Annotated in this window: 14 protein-coding genes; 13 read left to right on the plus strand and 1 reads right to left on the minus strand. The window is 60.8% G+C overall.

All coding sequences use genetic code 11. The features are described from left to right. Positions 1 to 113 precede the first annotated feature (113 nt). The 12 genes from CKW07_RS09405 to CKW07_RS09465 all read left to right on the plus strand — a co-directional run bounded on the left by CKW07_RS09405 (position 114) and on the right by CKW07_RS09465 (position 16,350). Positions 114 to 1,178, plus strand: coding sequence for a pilus assembly protein PilM (locus CKW07_RS09405; protein ID WP_095144637.1), 1,065 nt, complete (start codon positions 114 to 116; stop codon positions 1,176 to 1,178). Next, positions 1,178 to 1,744, plus strand: coding sequence for a PilN domain-containing protein (locus CKW07_RS09410; RefSeq protein ID WP_095144638.1), 567 nt, complete (start codon positions 1,178 to 1,180; stop codon positions 1,742 to 1,744). The genes CKW07_RS09405 and CKW07_RS09410 overlap by 1 nt, the downstream gene beginning before the upstream one ends. Next, positions 1,741 to 2,364 carry a type 4a pilus biogenesis protein PilO gene (locus CKW07_RS09415; protein ID WP_095144639.1) on the plus strand — a complete coding sequence of 208 codons (624 nt, stop codon included), beginning with the start codon at positions 1,741 to 1,743 and terminating at the stop codon, positions 2,362 to 2,364. Before CKW07_RS09410 ends, CKW07_RS09415 begins: the two co-directional genes overlap by 4 nt. Next, entirely contained in the window at positions 2,361 to 2,888 is a 528-nt protein-coding gene (locus CKW07_RS09420; protein ID WP_095144640.1) for a pilus assembly protein PilP, read from the plus strand. The genes CKW07_RS09415 and CKW07_RS09420 overlap by 4 nt, the downstream gene beginning before the upstream one ends. Before the next feature lie 13 nt (positions 2,889 to 2,901). After that, positions 2,902 to 4,953 (plus strand): type IV pilus secretin PilQ, encoded by a 2,052-nt coding sequence (gene pilQ, locus CKW07_RS09425; protein ID WP_095144641.1) that lies wholly within the window; start codon positions 2,902 to 2,904, stop codon positions 4,951 to 4,953. 4 nt (positions 4,954 to 4,957) lie between these two features. Next, a complete protein-coding gene (aroK, locus tag CKW07_RS09430) occupies positions 4,958 to 5,476 on the plus strand; it encodes a shikimate kinase AroK (protein WP_095078024.1) in 519 nt (172 codons plus the stop codon). Between the two features lie 148 nt (positions 5,477 to 5,624). Beyond that, complete coding sequence (gene aroB / locus CKW07_RS09435; protein ID WP_095144642.1) at positions 5,625 to 6,725, plus strand: 3-dehydroquinate synthase; 1,101 nt, start codon at positions 5,625 to 5,627, stop codon at positions 6,723 to 6,725. A gap of 10 nt (positions 6,726 to 6,735) precedes the next feature. Then, on the plus strand, positions 6,736 to 8,331 hold the full coding sequence (locus CKW07_RS09440) for an SPOR domain-containing protein (protein WP_095144643.1): 1,596 nt from the start codon (positions 6,736 to 6,738) through the stop codon (positions 8,329 to 8,331). 349 nt (positions 8,332 to 8,680) lie between these two features. Next, on the plus strand, positions 8,681 to 13,126 hold the full coding sequence (gene gltB, locus CKW07_RS09450) for a glutamate synthase large subunit (protein ID WP_095144644.1): 4,446 nt from the start codon (positions 8,681 to 8,683) through the stop codon (positions 13,124 to 13,126). Positions 13,127 to 13,252: 126 nt separating this feature from the next. Continuing rightward, entirely contained in the window at positions 13,253 to 14,671 is a 1,419-nt protein-coding gene (locus CKW07_RS09455) for an FAD-dependent oxidoreductase (protein ID WP_095144864.1), read from the plus strand. Positions 14,672 to 14,814: 143 nt separating this feature from the next. Further along, on the plus strand, positions 14,815 to 15,882 hold the full coding sequence (gene hemE, locus CKW07_RS09460) for a uroporphyrinogen decarboxylase (protein WP_095144645.1): 1,068 nt from the start codon (positions 14,815 to 14,817) through the stop codon (positions 15,880 to 15,882). Positions 15,883 to 16,002: 120 nt separating this feature from the next. Continuing rightward, positions 16,003 to 16,350 (plus strand): YgiW/YdeI family stress tolerance OB fold protein, encoded by a 348-nt coding sequence (locus tag CKW07_RS09465; protein ID WP_095144646.1) that lies wholly within the window; start codon positions 16,003 to 16,005, stop codon positions 16,348 to 16,350. A 43-nt stretch (positions 16,351 to 16,393) separates the two neighbouring features. Here the strand turns inward: CKW07_RS09465 and CKW07_RS09470 are convergent, their stop codons facing one another. Then, on the minus strand, positions 16,394 to 17,638 hold the full coding sequence (locus CKW07_RS09470; RefSeq protein WP_371850649.1) for an MFS transporter: 1,245 nt from the start codon (positions 17,636 to 17,638) through the stop codon (positions 16,394 to 16,396). A gap of 152 nt (positions 17,639 to 17,790) precedes the next feature. Here CKW07_RS09470 and CKW07_RS09475 point away from each other — a divergent pair, with 152 nt between their 5' ends. Next, the gene (locus CKW07_RS09475; RefSeq protein ID WP_095144648.1) at positions 17,791 to 18,690 is read left to right on the plus strand and encodes a LysR family transcriptional regulator; all 900 of its coding nucleotides are present in this window, start codon (positions 17,791 to 17,793) and stop codon (positions 18,688 to 18,690) included. Positions 18,691 to 18,906 lie beyond the last annotated feature (216 nt).

Genomic DNA, 18,906 nt, shown 5'->3' on the forward strand with positions numbered 1-18,906 from the left:
TATAAGCACTTTTTCTACCTCAGGCGCATTTGGCCCCAGTGTCAAGACTCGGCTATTGAACGCAACGAACAATAAAGAGTCCGTAACTCACGGAAAGTCATAGGGAATTGGTAGTGCCAGGACTCTTCAATAAAAAGCGCCGCAGGCTGTTGGGCATCGACATCAGTTCAACCTCGGTCAGGCTTGTGGAGCTGAGCCGCTCTGGAACGCGCTATTGCGTCGAAGCCAGTGGGATGGAGCTGTTGCCAGCCGGTGCGGTGGTCGAGAAAAACATTGTCGAACTCGACGCTGTCGGGGCGGCACTGTCCCGGCTGCTGCAAAGGACCAGAAGCGATGTCAGGAATGCCGCGGTGGCGGTTTCCGGATCAGCGGTCATCACCAAAGTCATCGAACTGGATGCCGGGCTGTCAGTCGATGAGATGGAGTGTCAATTGAAGCTCGACGCCGACCAGTATATTCCCTATCCCCTCGACGAAGTCGCCATCGACTTCGACGTCCAGGGTGTCGCTCGTCACAGTCCTGAGCGGGTAGAGGTGCTGCTGGCGGCCTGTCGCAAGGAAAGCATCGAGCTGCGTGAGGCTGCGCTGGCCTTGGCGGGTCTGACGGCCAAGGTGGTCGACATCGAGGCGTTTGCGCTGGAGCGGGCCTATGGCTTGCTGGTGCCACGGCTGGCGGGTTTACGTGAGCGCTCGATCGTGGCGCTGGTCGACATCGGTGACACCATGACCACGCTCAACGTGCTGCTCAATGGTCGAGTGATCTACACCCGTGAGCAACTGTTCGGCGGTCGCCAGTTGACCGAGGACATACAGCGACGATACGGCGTGTCCGTCGAGCAGGCGATGCTGGCCAAACGACAAGGTGGGCTGCCGGAAAACTACGCTCGAGAAGTCCTGCAGCCCTTTTGCGAGACGCTGGTGCAACAGGTGTCGCGCTCCTTGCAGTTTTTCTTTGCCACAGGCCAGTACAGCACGATCGACCATATCGTGCTGGCCGGTGGCACGGCTTCGATCGACGGTCTGGGCCGCATGGTCGAGCAGCGCCTGGAGACGCCAACGCTCGTGGCCAACCCGTTCGTCGGCATGACCTTGGGTCGCAAGGTCAATGCCGTTGCGCTGGCGACTGATGCACCGGCCTTGATGATTGCGTGCGGTCTGGCGCTGAGGAGCTTCGACTGATGGCGCGGATCAATCTACTGCCCTGGCGTGAAGCGCAGCGTGAGGAGCGTCGTCAGCGTTTCCTGCTGTTATTGGTGGGGGTCGTGGTCGTGGCGGTTGGCGTGATTTTGTTGGGCAATCACTGGATCAACAGCGCCATCGAACGGCAGATCGCCCGTAACGCCTATGTCAGCAGGCAGATTGCCGTGCTGGATGACCGGATCCGGCAGATCGGCGAGCTGAAAGCCCGGCGTGAACAACTCGTTGAGCGCATGGGGATTATCCAGGGCCTGCAGGGTAATCGACCGGTCAGTGGGCGAGTCTTTGACCAACTGGTGCGAACCCTGCCCGCTGGCGTGTACTTCACCGAGGTGAAGCGGGTCGACGACACGCTGTCCATCCGTGGTGCGGCACACTCCAGTGACCGGGTCTCGGATCTGATGCGCAATCTCGAGGGTTCCGACTGGTTCGGTGCGCCGAGCCTGAGCGAGGTCAAGACCGCGACGCCTGGCTCATCGGATCAGGCCAGTCTGTTCCGGTTGACTGTTCGCCAGGCAGTGCCGGCCACGACTGGGGGCGCGGAATGAGTCTGGTGCAATGGTTTGACGCGGTGCGCAAGGTCGATATCAATGAACTGGACTTGAACAACATCGGGTCGTGGCCTGCACCGGTCAAGGTCCTGGTCGGTGCATTGGTCATGGTTCTGGTGCTGGTGTTGGGCTACAACCTTCAGCTTCGCGACCTGGACGATCTGCTGGGGCAGGCGCGTGCCGGGGAGGCGAGCCTGAAGGCGCAGTTCTCGAGCAAGGCGCAATTGGCGGCCAACCTCGAGCCCTACACCGAGCAGATGAAAGCCATGGAAAGCGCGTTCGGTGTGCTACTCAGGCAACTGCCCGGCGATACCGAAGTACCAGGGCTGCTGGAGGACATCAGCCGAACCGGCCTGGGCAGTGGCCTGGCGTTCGAAGAGATCAAGCTGCTGCCGGAAGTCGCCCGGCCGTTCTATATCGAACTGCCGATCCAGATCACCGTCACGGGCGACTTTCATGACCTGGCGACCTTCGTCAGTGGAGTCGCGGGACTGCCCCGGATTGTCACCCTGCATGACTTCAGCATCGAGCCCGTCAGCCCAGGTCTCGACGCCAGGCTGCGCATGAGCATCCTGGCCAGGACCTACCGCTACAACGATACCGGGCGCCAGCCATGAGTACGCCGCGATGGCTCTTTCCTGTCGTGCTGGCGGGCAGTCTTGTCGGGTGTGACGGTGACAGCGACTTCAGCGACCTGGATGCCTATATGAACGAGGTGCTGGTGCGTCCGTCCGGCCAGATTGAGCCCATGCCGATCTTCCGCGCTTACCCGACGTTCACGTACAACGCTGCCTCGCTGCGCAGTCCGTTTTCAGCGCAGATCAGGCCGGGCCTGGCCGGTGGCGGTCATGGTTCGCGCGCTGTCCGGCCGGATCCCGCCCGGATCCGGCAATACCTGGAAGGTTTCAATATCGAGCAATTCGAAATGGTCGGCACGATCGCCAATGCCTCGGGCACCTTTGCGCTGTTGCGCGGTGCTGGTGGTGTGCATCGGCTCAAGGTGGGCGACTACCTGGGGCGTAACGACGGGCGGATTGTGGCGATCGGCGATGATCAGGTTGACGTGGTCGAAATTGTTCCCGATGGCGAGGGTGCCTGGCTGGAGCGACCGCGGACCCTCCCTCTGAAAGTGCACTCATAGTGGAACCCGAATCATGAACAGGACTCTTTCAATCCTCGGTCTGTCGCTAGGGATAGCGCTGCTTTCTCCGGGGGTTTCGGCGGCCAGGCTCAACGCGCTGGATGTCACAGCGCTACCGGGTGATCGCGTCGAGCTGAAACTGGCTTTCGATGGGCCACCCCCGGAACCTCATGGCTACACCATGGATAAACCCGCGCGAATTGCCCTCGATTTGCCGGGGGTGACCAGTCACCTGACCAGCAAGCACCGTGACCTGGGCGGTGCAAACGTACGCAGTGCCACGGTGGTCGAGGTCAAGGATCGAGCACGACTGGTGATCAACCTGGCGCAGTTGGCGCCCTACAGTGCGCGGGTCGAAGGCAATTCCTTGTTCGTGGTGGTCGGGCAGGCGGCTGCCGTTGCTCGCAAGGCAAGCCCAACCAAGGTCGCGCAGCCCTCCGGGAGCGCCGACCACGCGGGCAAGGCCATTCGTGGTGTGGACTTCCAGCGTGGAGAGCAGGGTGAGGGCAACGTTGTCATCGACTTGTCGGATCGAGGGATCAGCCCGGATATCCAGGAGCGCGACGGCAAGATCATCCTCAGCTTCGCCAGGACCCGCTTGCCCGAGCGGTTGCGGGTTCGCCTGGACGTCAAGGATTTCGCCACCCCGGTGCAATACGTCAATGCCAGTGCGTCCGCCGACAAGGCCAGCATCAGCATCGAGCCCAGTGGCGCCTTCGACTATTCGACCTTTCAAACCGACAACAAGTTGACCGTCAGTGTCCGCCCGATGGCCGTTGAGGATCTGCAAAAGCGCAATGTCGAGCGCTCTGCCTACAGTGGTGAAAAGCTATCGCTGAATTTTCAGGACATTGATGTGCGTTCAGTACTGCAACTGATCGCCGACTTCACCAATCTCAACCTGGTGGCCAGTGACACGGTGCAGGGCGGCATCACCTTGCGCTTGCAAAACGTGCCTTGGGACCAGGCGCTGGACCTGGTGCTCAAGACCAAGGGGCTGGATAAGCGCAAGCTTGGCAATGTCCTGCTGGTCGCCCCGGCGGACGAGATCGCCGCCCGCGAGCGCCAGGAACTGGAGTCGCTAAAGCAGATCGCCGAATTGGCACCGCTGCGTCGGGAACTGTTGCAGGTCAATTACGCCAAGGCGGTGGACATCGCCAAATTGTTCCAGTCGGTGACCAGTGCCGAGGCCAAGCGCGACGAGCGCGGCTCGATTACTGTCGATGAGCGCACCAACAACATCATCGCCTACCAGACCCGGGATCGCCTGGAGGAACTGAGGCGGATCGTCGCGCAACTGGATATTCCGGTGCGTCAGGTGATGATCGAGGCGCGTATCGTCGAGGCCAACGTCGATTACGACAAGAGCCTGGGTGTGCGCTGGGGTGGTTCGGTGCGTAGTGGCAACTGGAGCGCTTCGGGAGTTGACAGTGCGAAGGAGGGGGGCTTGGGCAGAAGCGCCAGCACCAGTTCACCGTTCGTCGACATGGGGGTGGCGGGCAATACGTCGGGCATCGGTATCGCCTACATCACCGATAACTTGTTGCTGGACCTTGAGCTGACGGCCATGGAGAAGACTGGCAATGGGGAGATTGTCTCGCAGCCCAAAGTAGTGACCTCCGACAAAGAGACCGCGAAGATCCTCAAGGGTACGGAAATCCCCTACCAGGAGTCTAGCTCCAGCGGCGCTACTTCGGTGTCGTTCAAGGAGGCCTCGCTGTCTTTGGAGGTGACACCGCAGATCACTCCCGACAACCGCATCATCATGGCGGTCAAGGTCACCAAGGACGAACCTGACTACCTGAACAAGGTGCAGGATGTACCGCCGATCAAGAAGAACGAGGTCAATGCCAATGTGCTGGTGACCGATGGCGAAACCATCGTTATTGGTGGGGTTTTCTCAAATACTCAGAGCAAGGTCGTAGATAAAGTGCCATTTCTCGGTGATGTGCCGTATCTTGGCCGCCTTTTCAGGCGTGACGTGGTGTCGGAGAAAAAATCCGAGCTGCTGGTATTTCTCACTCCGCGTATCATGAATAACCAGGCGATTGCTGTGAGTCATTGATTCTGTGCGAAATTTGATTCTTGTTGGGCCGATGGGTGCTGGTAAAAGCACCATCGGTCGCTTGTTGGCCAAAGAGTTGCGCCTGCCGTTCAAGGATTCCGATAAGGAAATTGAATTGCGCACGGGTGCCAATATCCCGTGGATCTTCGACAAAGAAGGCGAACCCGGCTTTCGTGACCGCGAGCAGGCGATGATCGCCGAATTGTGCGCGCTCGACGGCGTGGTGCTGGCGACGGGTGGTGGCGCGGTCATGCGCGAAGCCAATCGTCGTGCACTGCACGCCGGCGGGCGCGTGGTGTATTTGCATGCGTCGGTCGAGCAGCAGGTCGGGCGCACTTCGCGCGATCGCAATCGTCCGTTGCTGCGCACCGCCGATCCGGCCAAGACCCTGCGCGATCTGCTGACGCTGCGCGATCCGCTGTATCGGGAAATCGCCGACCTGGTGGTGGAAACCGATGAGCGGCCACCGCGGATGGTTGTCCTAGACATTCTGGAGCGCTTGCAGCAGCTTCCTCCCCGTTAATCCCCGGCGCGAAATGCGCTATCCTCGGCCTCGCGCCATGATGGCTTCGGGGTGTGGCGCGAGACGGGTGGGCAACGTCATTCAATCAGGTGTTGCCAATCGATAACAAAAGGCAGGGCACCTGATTCCAACTTCATTGTGGGGACACATGCAGACACTTAAGGTCGATTTAGGCGAGCGTAGCTACCCGATCCATATTGGCGAAGGGTTGCTGGACCAGCCCGAGTTGCTGGCGCCGCATATCGCTGGGCGGCAAGTGGCAATCATCTCCAACGAGACCGTTGCGCCACTGTATCTGGAGCGTCTGACCCGCAGCCTGGCACAGTTTTCCGTCATTTCGGTGGTGTTGCCCGATGGCGAAGCCTTCAAGACCTGGGAAACCCTGCAAACCATTTTCGATGGCCTGCTCACCGCACGCCATGACCGGCGCACCACCGTGATCGCCCTGGGCGGCGGCGTGATTGGCGACATGGCCGGTTTTGCCGCCGCCTGTTACCAGCGTGGTGTCGATTTCATCCAGGTACCGACCACCTTGCTGTCGCAAGTCGACTCCTCGGTAGGCGGCAAGACCGGGATCAACCATCCGTTGGGCAAAAACATGGTGGGCGCTTTCTATCAGCCGAACGTGGTGCTGATCGATACCGCCACCCTCAACACCTTGCCGGCCCGCGAACTGTCTGCCGGCCTGGCCGAAGTCATCAAGTACGGGTTGATCTGCGACGAGCCGTTCCTGACCTGGCTCGAAGACAACGTCGACCGCTTGCGCGCCCTCGACCAGGGCGCGCTGACCTACGCCATCGAGCGCTCCTGCGCGGCCAAGGCTGCGGTGGTTGGCGCCGATGAGCGTGAGTCCGGTGTGCGGGCCACGCTCAACCTGGGTCATACCTTTGGCCACGCTATCGAAACCCACATGGGCTATGGTGTCTGGCTACATGGCGAAGCGGTGGCTGCGGGCACGGTAATGGCGCTGGAGATGTCGTCGCGCCTGGGCTGGATCACACCCCAAGAGCGCGATCGCGGTATTCGCCTGTTCCAGCGTGCCGGGTTGCCGGTCATCCCGCCAGAAGAGATGACCCCTGCCGATTTTCTCGAACACATGGCAATAGACAAGAAAGTAATCGACGGCCGTTTGCGGCTGGTGTTGTTGCGCCGTATGGGCGAAGCCGTAGTGACCGACGATTATCCGAAAGAGGTTTTACAGGCCACGCTGGGAGCGGATTACCGCGCCCTGGCTCAGCTTAAAGGTTAATAAGATCCCCATGACCAGTTTGCATGCCGACGAGGCGTTCCTAGGCCACTACCAGTTGAACCATGACCCCTTTGCTCCACGGGTTCCAGGGTTCAAATTCTTCCCTGCCCAGCGCAAGCCCGTGCTGGGACAACTGCATCACCTGGCCCGTTATAGCCAGCTGTTGCTGGTGGTCACCGGGCCGCAAGGCAGCGGCAAGACCCTGTTGCGCCAGGCGCTGGTTGCCAGCACCAACAAGCAGACGGTACAGAGCGTGGTGGTCTCCGCCCGCGGTGCCGGTGATGCGGCCGGTGTGTTGCGTCAGGTGGCCCAGTCGCTGGAAATCGCGCAGGCTGAAGTCGGTGCGATCCTCAAGCAGGTGGTGCAGCTCGCGTTGACCGGCCAGGAAGTCTATCTGCTGGTGGACGACGCTGAGCAGCTCGACGAGTCGGCGCTTGAAGCGTTGCTGGCCCTGGCGGCCGGTGCGTCTGAGGGGCGTCCGCATGTGTTCCTGTTCGGTGAGCCGTCGCTGATCGCCGGGCTTGAGCAGTTGACGGGCGAGGAAGAGCGCTTCCACGTCATCGAACTGCAACCGTATGCCGAGGAGGAAACTCGCGAATACCTGGCACAGCGCCTTGAGGGTGCAGGTCAGGGAATCGAACTTTTCTCCGCCAATCAGATCTCTGAGATTCACGAAAGCTCCGACGGCTGGCCTGGAAACATCAATCAGGTTGCCCGCGATGCGATGATCGAAGCCATGATTGCTAGCCGCTCAGCGGTCAAGCGTCCAAGTATGGGGTTCAACATGCCGAAGAAACACGTATTGGCAATTTCCGCCGTCGTCGTGGTTGCGGTGGCCGCTGCCTGGTTGATGCCGGGTCGCAGCAAGACACCAACCACCGGCGCACCTGCCAACGAGCAGGCGCAACTGCCGCTCGGCCAGGGCACTCCAACACCGAACGGCGGCGCTCCGGCGGTCGAGTTCGCCGGTAATACCCAGCCGATGCCGCTGCCGCTGGTCGGGCAATCCCAGCCGGTAATGCGGGGGCCGTTGGCTGAAGAGGCCGGTGGCATCACCGAGGGCGACGACGGTGTGCCGCTCGAAGGTTCCAGCGCTGTTCCGCCGACCGTGACCACCATTGCACCGCCGGCCGGCATTTCAGCCGGTCCTGCACCGACCCCGGCTCCAGCACCTGTTGCCAAGCCAGCGCCAGCGCCTGTCCAGGTTGCTACCGCCAAGCCTGCGCCTGCTCCAGCGGCCAAACCGGCTCCTGTGGCCAAGCCTGCTCCAGCGGCCAAGCCGGCCGAGAAGCCAGCCACTGTCGCCAAGGCGACATCCGGTGGCAGTTGGTATGCCGGTCAGGCTCCGGGCAGCTACGTCGTACAGATCCTGGGCACCAGCTCGGAAGCCACGGCGCAGAACTTCGTCAAAGAGCAAGGCGGCCAGTACCGCTATTTCAAGAAAGTGCTCAACGGCAAGCCGCTTTACGTCATCACTTACGGCAGCTTCGCCAACCGCGATGCAGCTGTTACCGCTATCAAGGCCTTGCCAGCGAAGGTTCAGGCTGGTAAACCTTGGCCTCGCACTGTCGCCAGCGTCCAACAGGAACTGGCAGCAACTCGCTGAAGATTCGGCGGCCTTATCCAGGCCGCCTCTCCAAGCACCTCAAAATTTCTACAAGTGCGCGCAGCCCTGCAGGCCGCGTGCCTTGTGGTGTCTGCGTCACAGTAGTCTTTGGGTCGTTGCGGTCAACATCAAAAATGTTTTGACTAGCACAGCATATCGCTTTAAACCTTTCATAAATGCGACATAGATTTGCGACATTTCGTCGTCAAATTTGTGAGCCTCTGTGTCGGTGTGTACAATGACCTCCCTTTTGCCCCCGCAAAGCTGGCGTACGTTCGGCGCGGAAGGTAAGCGGTTGAATTAAAAAGAAATTTGTCTCTGCAAGAGGCAGCCTGGTGAGAAAGTGTCTATGAAAGCAGGTCTGTACCAACCCGATGAATTCAAGGATAACTGCGGTTTCGGCCTGATAGCCCATATGCAGGGCGAACCCAGTCATACCCTTTTGCAAACGGCCATCGAGGCCCTGACCTGCATGACCCACCGCGGTGGGATCAACGCCGACGGCAAGACCGGTGACGGTTGCGGTCTGCTGATTCAGAAACCGGATGTGTTCCTGCGTGCCATCGCCCAGGAAACCTTCGGTGTGGAACTGCCCAAGCAATATGCAGTGGGCATGGTCTTCTTCAACCAGGATCCGGTCAAAGCCGAAGCTGCTCGCGAGAACATGAACCGCGAGATCCTGGCTGAGGGCCTGCAACTGATCGGCTGGCGCAAAGTGCCAATCGACACCAGCGTCCTTGGCCGCCTGGCCCTGGAACGGTTGCCGCAGATCGAACAAGTGTTCATCGCCGGTGATGGCCTGAGCGATCAGGACATGGCGATCAAGCTATTCAGCTCCCGTCGTCGCTCGTCCGTGGCCAACGCCGCCGACACCGACCACTACATCTGCAGCTTTTCCCACAAGACCATCATTTACAAAGGCCTGATGATGCCGGCGGATTTGACCGCCTTCTATCCAGACCTGAGTGACCAGCGCCTGCAAACCGCGATTTGCGTGTTCCACCAGCGCTTCTCCACCAACACCTTGCCGAAATGGCCGCTGGCTCAACCGTTCCGCTTCCTGGCGCACAACGGCGAGATCAACACCATCACCGGCAACCGCAACTGGGCCGTGGCCCGTCGCACCAAGTTCACCAACGACCTGATGGACCTGGAAGAGCTCGGCCCGCTGGTCAACCGCGTCGGTTCCGACTCCTCGAGCATGGACAACATGCTGGAGCTGATGGTCACCGGTGGCATCGACCTGTTCCGTGGCGTGCGGATGATCATTCCGCCTGCGTGGCAGAACGTCGAGACCATGGACCCGGACCTGCGGGCGTTCTACGAATACAACTCGATGCACATGGAGCCGTGGGACGGTCCGGCCGGCGTGGTAATGACCGACGGTCGCTACGCGGTGTGCCTGCTCGACCGTAACGGTCTGCGTCCAGCGCGTTGGGTCACCACCAAGAACGGTTTCATCACCCTGGCCTCGGAAATCGGTGTCTGGAATTACCAGCCTGAAGACGTGATCGCCAAGGGCCGTGTGGGCCCGGGCCAGATCTTTGCCGTGGACACCGAAACCGGTCAGATCCTCGACACCGACGCCATCGACAACCGTCTGAAGTCCCGTCATCCCTACAAGCAATGGCTGCGCAAGAATGCCCTGCGCATCCAGGCGACCATGGAAGACAACGACCACGGTTCGGCCTTCTACGACGTCGACCAGCTCAAGCAGTACATGAAGATGTACCAGGTCACCTTCGAAGAGCGTGACCAGGTGCTGCGTCCATTGGGCGAGCAGGGCTACGAAGCGGTTGGCTCCATGGGCGACGACACGCCGATGGCCGTGCTGTCCCAGCGTGTGCGCACGCCGTACGACTATTTCCGTCAGCAGTTCGCGCAGGTCACCAACCCGCCGATCGACCCGCTGCGCGAAGCCATCGTCATGTCGCTGGAAATCTGCCTCGGTGCCGAGCGCAACATCTTCCAGGAGTCGCCGGAACACGCCTCGCGCGTGATCCTCAGCTCGCCGGTCATTTCCCCGGCCAAGTGGCGCTCGCTGATGAACCTCGATCGCCCGGGCTTCGAACGCCAGGTCATCGACCTCAACTACGATGAGGCCGTGGGCCTTGAAGCCGCCGTGCGCAATGTCGCCGATCAGGCAGAAGAAGCCGTGCGTTCCGGTCGCACCCAGATCGTGCTGAGTGACCGCCACATTGCCCCGGGCAAGTTGCCGATCCACGCTTCGCTCGCCACCGGCGCGGTACACCACCGCCTGACCGAAAAAGGCCTGCGTTGCGACTCCAACATCCTGGTCGAGACCGCCACCGCTCGCGATCCGCACCACTTCGCGGTGCTGATCGGTTTCGGCGCCTCGGCGGTCTATCCGTTCCTGGCCTACGAAGTGCTGGGTGACCTGATCCGCACCGGTGAAGTACTGGGCGACCTCTATGAGGTGTTCAAGAACTACCGCAAAGGCATCACCAAAGGCCTGCTGAAGATCCTGTCGAAGATGGGCATCTCGACCATCGCCTCGTATCGCGGTGCTCAGTTGTTCGAAGCCATCGGCCTGTCCGAGGAAGTGTGCGACCTGAGCTTCCGTGGCGTGCCGAGCCGCATCAAGGGTGCGCGCTTCGTCGACATCGAAGCCGAGCAAAAGGCCCTGGCTGCCGAAGCCTGGAGCCCGCGCAAGCCGATCCAGCAGGGTGGTTTGCTGAAGTTCGTCCACGGTGGCGAATATCACGCCTACAACCCGGACGTGGTCAACACCCTGCAAGCCGCTGTGCAGCAGGGTGACTACAGCAAGTTCAAGGAATACACGGCGCTGGTGGACAACCGTCCGGTGTCGATGATCCGCGACCTGTTCAAGGTCAAGACCCTGGATACGCCGCTGGACATCAGCGAGATCGAACCGCTGGAATCGGTGCTCAAGCGCTTCGACTCCGCCGGTATCTCCCTGGGCGCCCTGTCGCCGGAAGCTCACGAAGCCCTGGCCGAAGCCATGAACCGCCTGGGTGCGCGTTCCAACTCCGGCGAAGGCGGCGAAGACCCGGCGCGCTACGGCACCATCAAGAGCTCGAAAATCAAGCAGGTGGCGACCGGCCGCTTCGGTGTGACCCCGGAGTACCTGGTCAACGCTGAAGTGCTGCAGATCAAAGTCGCCCAGGGTGCCAAGCCCGGCGAAGGGGGGCAGTTGCCGGGCGGCAAGGTCAACGGTCTGATCGCCAAGCTGCGTTATGCCGTGCCGGGCGTGACCCTGATCTCGCCTCCGCCGCACCACGACATCTACTCGATCGAAGACTTGTCGCAGCTGATTTTCGACCTCAAGCAAGTCAACCCGAAGGCGCTGGTCTCGGTGAAACTGGTTGCCGAAGCAGGCGTCGGTACCATCGCCGCCGGTGTGGCCAAGGCTTACGCGGACCTGATCACCATCTCCGGCTACGACGGCGGCACCGGTGCATCGCCACTGACCTCGATCAAGTATGCGGGCGCTCCATGGGAGCTGGGCCTGGCGGAAACCCACCAGACCCTGCGCGGCAACGACCTGCGCGGCAAGGTCCGGGTGCAGACCGACGGCGGCCTGAAAACCGGCCTCGACGTGATCAAGGCTGCGATTCTCGGTGCTGAAAGCTTCGGCTTCGGCACCGCGCCGATGATCGCCCTGGGCTGCAAATACCTGCGTATCTGCCACCTGAACAACTGCGCTACCGGCGTGGCGACCCAGAACGAGAAGCTGCGCAAGGACCACTACATCGGGACCGTCGACATGGTGGTGAACTTCTTCACCTACGTCGCCGAAGAAACCCGTGAGTGGCTGGCCAAGCTGGGCGTGCGTTCCCTCGAGGAACTGATCGGCCGCACCGACCTGCTGGAAATCCTCGAAGGGCAGACTGCCAAGCAGAACCACCTGGACCTGACTCCGTTGCTGGGCAGCGATCACATCCCGGCGGACAAGCCACAGTTCTGCGAAGTGGACCGCAACCCGCCGTTCGACAAAGGCCTGCTGGCCGAGAAAATGGTCGACCTGGCCACCTCGGCGATCAACGACATGTGCGGCGCTGATTTCGCTCTGGATATCTGCAACTGCGACCGTTCCATCGGCGCACGGATCTCCGGTGAAATCGCGCGCAAACACGGCAATCAGGGCATGGCCAATGCGCCGATCACCTTCCGCTTCAAAGGCACGGCCGGTCAGAGCTTCGGTGTGTGGAACGCCGGCGGCCTGAACATGTACCTGGAAGGCGACGCCAACGACTACGTCGGCAAAGGCATGACCGGCGGCAAGCTGGTCATCGTGCCGCCCAAGGGCAGCATCTACAAGACTCAAGACAGTGCCATTATCGGCAACACCTGCCTGTATGGCGCCACCGGCGGCAAGCTGTTCGCTGCCGGTACCGCGGGCGAGCGCTTCGCGGTGCGTAACTCCGGTGCCCACACCGTGGTGGAAGGCACGGGCGATCACTGCTGCGAATACATGACCGGTGGTTTCGTCTGTGTCCTGGGCAAGACCGGTTACAACTTCGGTTCAGGCATGACCGGCGGTTTCGCCTACGTGCTCGACCAGGACAACAGCTTCGTTGACCGGGTCAACCACGAACTGGTGGAAATCCAGCGGATCAGCGGCGAGGCGATGGAAGCCTACCGCAGCCACTTGCAACGCGTGCTGAACGAATACGTCGAGGAAACCGACAGCGAATGGGGCCGTAACCTCGCTGAAAACCTTGATGACTATGTGCGTCGTTTCTGGCTGGTCAAACCTAAGGCGGCGAGCTTGAAATCTCTGCTCTCCAGTACTCGTGCGAGTCCGCAATAAACGACGCAGCGGCAAGCCGCAAGCTTCAAGCGGCAAGCTTGAAGCCTGCGCGGTGAGGCGGATTAATTTGATTTTCTTGCAGCTTGAAGCTTGCAGCTTGAAGCTGTCGTGTACGAGGTTTTGAAGATGGCCGAACGTCTCAGCAACGACTTCCAATTCATCGAGGTCGGGCGCAAGGATCCGAAGAAGAAACTGTTGCGTCAACGCAAGAAAGAGTTCGTGGAAATCTACGAACCCTTCAAACCCCAGCAGTCGGCCGACCAGGCCCACCGCTGCCTGGGTTGCGGTAACCCGTATTGCGAATGGAAGTGCCCGGTGCACAACTTCATTCCCAACTGGCTGAAGCTGGTGGCCGAGGGCAATATCCTCGCCGCCGCCGAACTGTCGCACCAGACCAACACCCTGCCGGAAGTCTGCGGCCGGGTGTGCCCGCAGGACCGTCTGTGCGAAGGTGCCTGCACCCTTAACGACGGCTTCGGCGCGGTGACCATCGGTTCGGTGGAGAAGTACATCACCGACACCGCGTTCGCCATGGGCTGGCGCCCGGACATGTCCAAGGTCAAGCCGACCGGCAAGCGTGTGGCGGTGATCGGTGCGGGGCCTGCGGGCCTGGGCTGTGCCGACGTGCTGGTGCGCGGTGGCGTGACCCCGGTGGTGTTCGACAAGAACCCGGAAATCGGCGGTCTGCTGACCTTCGGTATCCCTGAGTTCAAGCTGGAAAAGACCGTGCTGAGCAATCGCCGCGAAGTCTTTACCGGCATGGGCATCGAGTTCCGCCTGAACACCGAAGTGGGCAAGGACGTGACCATCGAGCAGTTGCTCGAAGAATACGATGCCGTGTTCATGGGCATGGGCACCTACACCTACATGAAGGGCGGCTTTGCCGGTGAGGACCTGCCGGGTGTCTATGACGCCCTGGATTTCCTGATTGCCAACGTCAATCGCAACCTGGGCTTTGAAAAGTCGCCGGAAGATTTCGTCGACATGAAGGGCAAGAAGGTCGTGGTCCTCGGCGGTGGCGACACGGCGATGGACTGCAACCGGACCTCGATCCGCCAGGGCGCCAAGTCGGTGACCTGCGCCTATCGTCGTGACGAAGCGAACATGCCGGGCTCGCGCAAAGAAGTGAAGAACGCCAAGGAAGAAGGCGTGAAGTTCCTCTATAACCGCCAGCCAATCGCCATTGTTGGTGAAGACAAGGTCGAAGGCGTGAAGGTGGTCGAGACCCGTCTCGGCGAGCCAGACGCCCGTGGCCGTCGCAGCCCCGAGCCGATCCCGGGCTCCGAAGAGATCATCCCGGCCGACGCCGTGGTCATCGCTTTCGGATTCCGTCCAAGCCCGGCGCCGTGGTTCGAGCAGTTCGAGATCCAGACCGACAGCCAGGGCCGTGTTGTCGCCCCGGAACAAGGAAAGTTCAAGCACCAGACCAGCAACCCGAAAATCTTCGCCGGTGGCGACATGGTGCGCGGTTCCGACCTGGTGGTAACGGCAATCTTCGAAGGCCGCAATGCCGCCGAAGGGATCCTGGATTACCTGGGGGTCTGAAGACCCCAGCGGCAAGCTTCAAGCGGCAAGCTGCAAGTTAAAGCAATCGCGCTCTTAACTTGTGGCTTGTAGCTTGTCGCTCGTCACTGTCTTTCTGCGTCTCGCTCTGAGAAAATGCCCGCACTTTTTTTCCGGATGCCGACATGACTGCCCTGAAGAACGACCGTTTCCTTCGCGCCCTGCTCAAGCAACCCGTAGACGTCACGCCCGTGTGGATGATGCGTCAGGCCGGTCGCTACCTGCCTGAATACCGCGCCAGCCGTGCCAAGGCCGGCGACTTCATGAGCCTGTGCATGAACCCATCGTTCGCTTGCGAAGTCACGATGCAGCCGCTCGACCGTTATCCACAGCTGGATGCGGCGATCCTGTTCTCCGATATCCTGACCATCCCCGATGCCATGGGCCAAGGCCTGTACTTCGAGACCGGCGAAGGTCCGCGCTTCAAGAAAGTCGTCAGCACGATGGCCGACATCGAAGCCCTGCCGATTCCTGATCCGCACAAAGACCTCGGCTACGTGATGGACGCGGTCAGCACCATCCGCCGCGAACTGAACGGCCGCGTGCCGCTGATCGGCTTTGCCGGCAGCCCATGGACCCTGGCCACCTACATGGTCGAAGGCGGCTCGTCGAAAGACTACCGCAAGACCAAAACCATGCTCTACGACAACCCGCAAGCCTTGCACCTGCTGCTGGACAAGCTCGCGCAGACGGTCACCAGCTACCTCAACGGCCAGATCATGGCCGGTGCGCAAGCGGTACAGATCTTCGACAGCTGGGGCGGCAGCCTCTCGGCGGCGGCATACCAGGAATTCTCCCTGGCCTACATGCGCAAAATCGTCAGCGGCCTGATCCGTGAGCACGAAGGCCGCAAAGTGCCTGTCATCCTGTTCACCAAGAACGGTGGCCTGTGGCTGGAAAGCATCGCTGACGCTGGCGCTGATGCATTGGGCCTGGACTGGACCTGCGACATCGGCAGCGCCCGTGACCGCGTCGGCAGCAAGGTGGCCCTGCAAGGCAACATGGACCCTACCGTGCTCTACGCCAAGCCAGAAGCGATCCGTGCCGAAGTCGGGCGGATCCTCGCCAGCTACGGCAAAGGCAGTGGCCACGTGTTCAACCTCGGCCACGGTATCACCCCGGAAGTCGACCCGGAACACGCTGGCGCCTTCCTGCGCGCGGTGCACGAGTTGTCGGCGCAGTACCACGAGTAATCGTGAGCGGATGAGCAAAACGCCCGGCCGATGCCGGGCGTTTTCATGGGCGCGGATTAAGTTTCAATTCAGCGAGCCTGATTATGCTGGGGCCATCGAAATCAACACGGAATCATCCCCATGAAAGCTCGTTACCTCGCTCTGCTGATTGCCCCGCTGTTCAGTACCGCTGCTTTGGCCGCCGGCTACACCGGTCCTGGGGCTGAGGTGGTGACCACCGTGGCCGCCGCCAACGATGCCGCTGACGACACCCCGGTGGTCCTGCAGGGCTTCGTGGTCAAGAAACTGAACAACGACGACAAGTACGAATTCAAGGACGCTACGGGCACTGTGACGGTCGAAATCGATAATGAGGACTTGCCAGCCGTCGCCTTCAACGACAAGACCCGGGTCAAGCTGACCGGTGAAGTGGAGAAGGGCTTGATCAAGCGTGAGATCGATGTCGATCTGCTGGAGATCATCAACTAAGACGTCGTTTCTTCCCAAGGGCCGCTCTGCGGCCCTTTTTGCGTCAGGCTCTGGCGCTTTCTGCCAGCGTCGGCAACTTCGCCAGTTTCAATGCCACCCACAAGGCAACCAGCAACAACCCGCCGATAAACAGACCAATCCCGTTCCAGCCACCCAGGTGCCAGAAGACGCCGCCTGCGGTACCGGCGATGCTGGAGCCGGCGTAGTAACTGAACAGATACAGCGACGAGGCTTGGCCCTTGGCTTTGGTGGCACGGCGGCCGATCCAGCTGCTGGCCACCGAGTGTGCGCCGAAGAAGCCAAAGGTGAAGATCAGCATGCCGATGATCACCAGCGGCAACGGGCTGAGCATGGTCACGGCCAGGCCGGCGAGCATCAGCACGATGGTTGCCCAGAGCACTTTACGCCGCCCCAGCCTGTCGGCCAGCGAGCCGATTTTCGCCGAGCTGTAGATGCCCGACAGGTAAACCACAGACAGCAGGCCGACAAAGGCCTGGTCCATGTGGTACGGCGCGGCTAGCAGGCGATAGCCGATGTAGTTGAACAAGGTGACGAACGCGCCCATCAGCACAAAGGCCTCAAGGAACAGCAACGGCAGGCCGGCATCGCGAAAGTGCATGCGGAAGCCTTCGAGCAGACTGCGCGGGTGCATTGAGCGCGAGCGGAAGTTGCGTGACTCAGGAAGGATCTTCCAGAACACCGCGGCCGCGATCAGTGCCAGGCCGCCGATCACCAGCATCGCCGTGTGCCAGTTGACGAAGTCGATCAGCACGCCAACGATCAATCGGCCGCACATCCCGCCAATGGCGTTGCCACCGATGTACAGGCCCATCGCCAAGCCGATGTGTTGTGGATGAATCTCTTCGCTCAGGTACGTCATGGCCACCGCCGCCAGCCCGCTGAGGGACAAGCCGGTCAAGGCGCGCATCAGCAGAATCCCCTCCCAGGTCGGCATCATGGCGCTGGCGATGGTGCACAGCGCAGCGGCAAACAGGGCAGCCACCATCACCGGCTTGCGGCCGATGCGGTCGGAGATGGGGCCGGTAACCAGCAGGCCGATGGCGAGCATCCCGGTAGCCACCGACAGGATCAGGCTGCTCTGTGCGGCGTTGATCGAAAATTCATGGGAGAACAGCGGCATCATCGGCTGCACGCAATAGAGCAGGGCGAAGGTGGCAAAGCCGCCACTGAACAGCGCCAGCACGGTGCGCATGAACATCGGCGTGCCTTTTTCGATGTACACCTCGTTCAGTTGGGCGACCCCATCGTCCAGAACGGCAGGCGGTATTTCATGGGCGAGTGGAGCGACAGCAGTTTTCACGGGGGACCTCGGGAGTGCATAGCCGGGCGGGCAATGAAAAAATCATATAGCCGGCTAATATTTCTATCCAATATATTGTTCGATCTGTTTGAGAGCTTTTACGACCTAATGGGGTTTTCATGGAATTGCGTCATCTGCGCTACTTCATCGCCGTCGCCGAAGAACTGCATTTCGGCCGCGCTGCACAGGTCCTGGGCATCTCCCAGCCTCCCCTGAGTCAGCAGATCCAGGTGCTGGAACAGGAAGTCGGTGCCCGCTTGTTCGAGCGTACCAATCGTCGGGTCGAGCTCAGTGAGGCCGGTCGGCTGTTCCTTGAAGAGGCGCGGCTGGTGCTGGCCCAGGTCGACAAAGCCGCCGATGTGGCCCGCCGTGCCCAACTCGGCGAGTTGGGGGAGTTGAAGATCGGCTTCACCTCATCCGCACCGTTCAACTCGACCATCCCCCAGGCCATCTTCTCGTTTCGCCAACGCTTCCCGGCCGTGCACCTGAACCTGCGGGAAATGAGCAGCACCCAGGTCGCCGATGCGCTGGTGGATGAGTCGATTCAGGTCGGTATCATGCGGCCGTTGCCGCTGCCGGATTCGCTTGAGGTGGTCGAGCTGACGCGTGAGCCGTTGGTGGCGGTGCTCAGCTCCAAGGACCCGTTGTCGGTAGGCAGCGAGGAGGGTGTGTTCCTGTCGGCGCTGGCCAATGAGCCGTTCGTGTTCTTCCCGCGCAGCTACGGCAGTGGCCTTTACGCGCAACTGTTGAGCCTGGCGCGTGACGCCGGGTTCAGCCCGCACTTCGCCCAGGAGGCCGGCGAGGCCATGACCATCATCGGCCTGGTGGCCGCCGGCCTGGGCGTGTCGGTGTTGCCCGCGTCTTACCAGCGGATGCGCATCGACGGTGTGGTCTACCGCCCCTTGCTTGACCCGCTGGCGATGTCGGCGGTGTGGCTGGTGCAGCGCAAGGACCAGAAATCACCGATGGCCAAGGCGTTTGTCGAGTTACTGACGCGCAAGATTGAATTCAGTAGTTAGCATCGGGGATTACATCGTTACCTTGGGCGCTCGACGAAGGACCAATGACAATTGATTTAGGTTGTTAGCGTGATATAGCTATTTTGAAAAGTTGAAGTTGATGCGCAATGTAAGTGCCGAACGTCACCGAGTATAGGGTGAAGAGCAATATGTGATTTGGGGCATGCCAATAGTTAATGTTGGAAGTTAAAATTGCGGATGAAGCTATGGACAGCG

The sequence above is a fragment of the Pseudomonas sp. Irchel s3b6 genome, assembly GCF_900187415.1.
In the GTDB taxonomy this organism is placed as follows: domain Bacteria; phylum Pseudomonadota; class Gammaproteobacteria; order Pseudomonadales; family Pseudomonadaceae; genus Aquipseudomonas.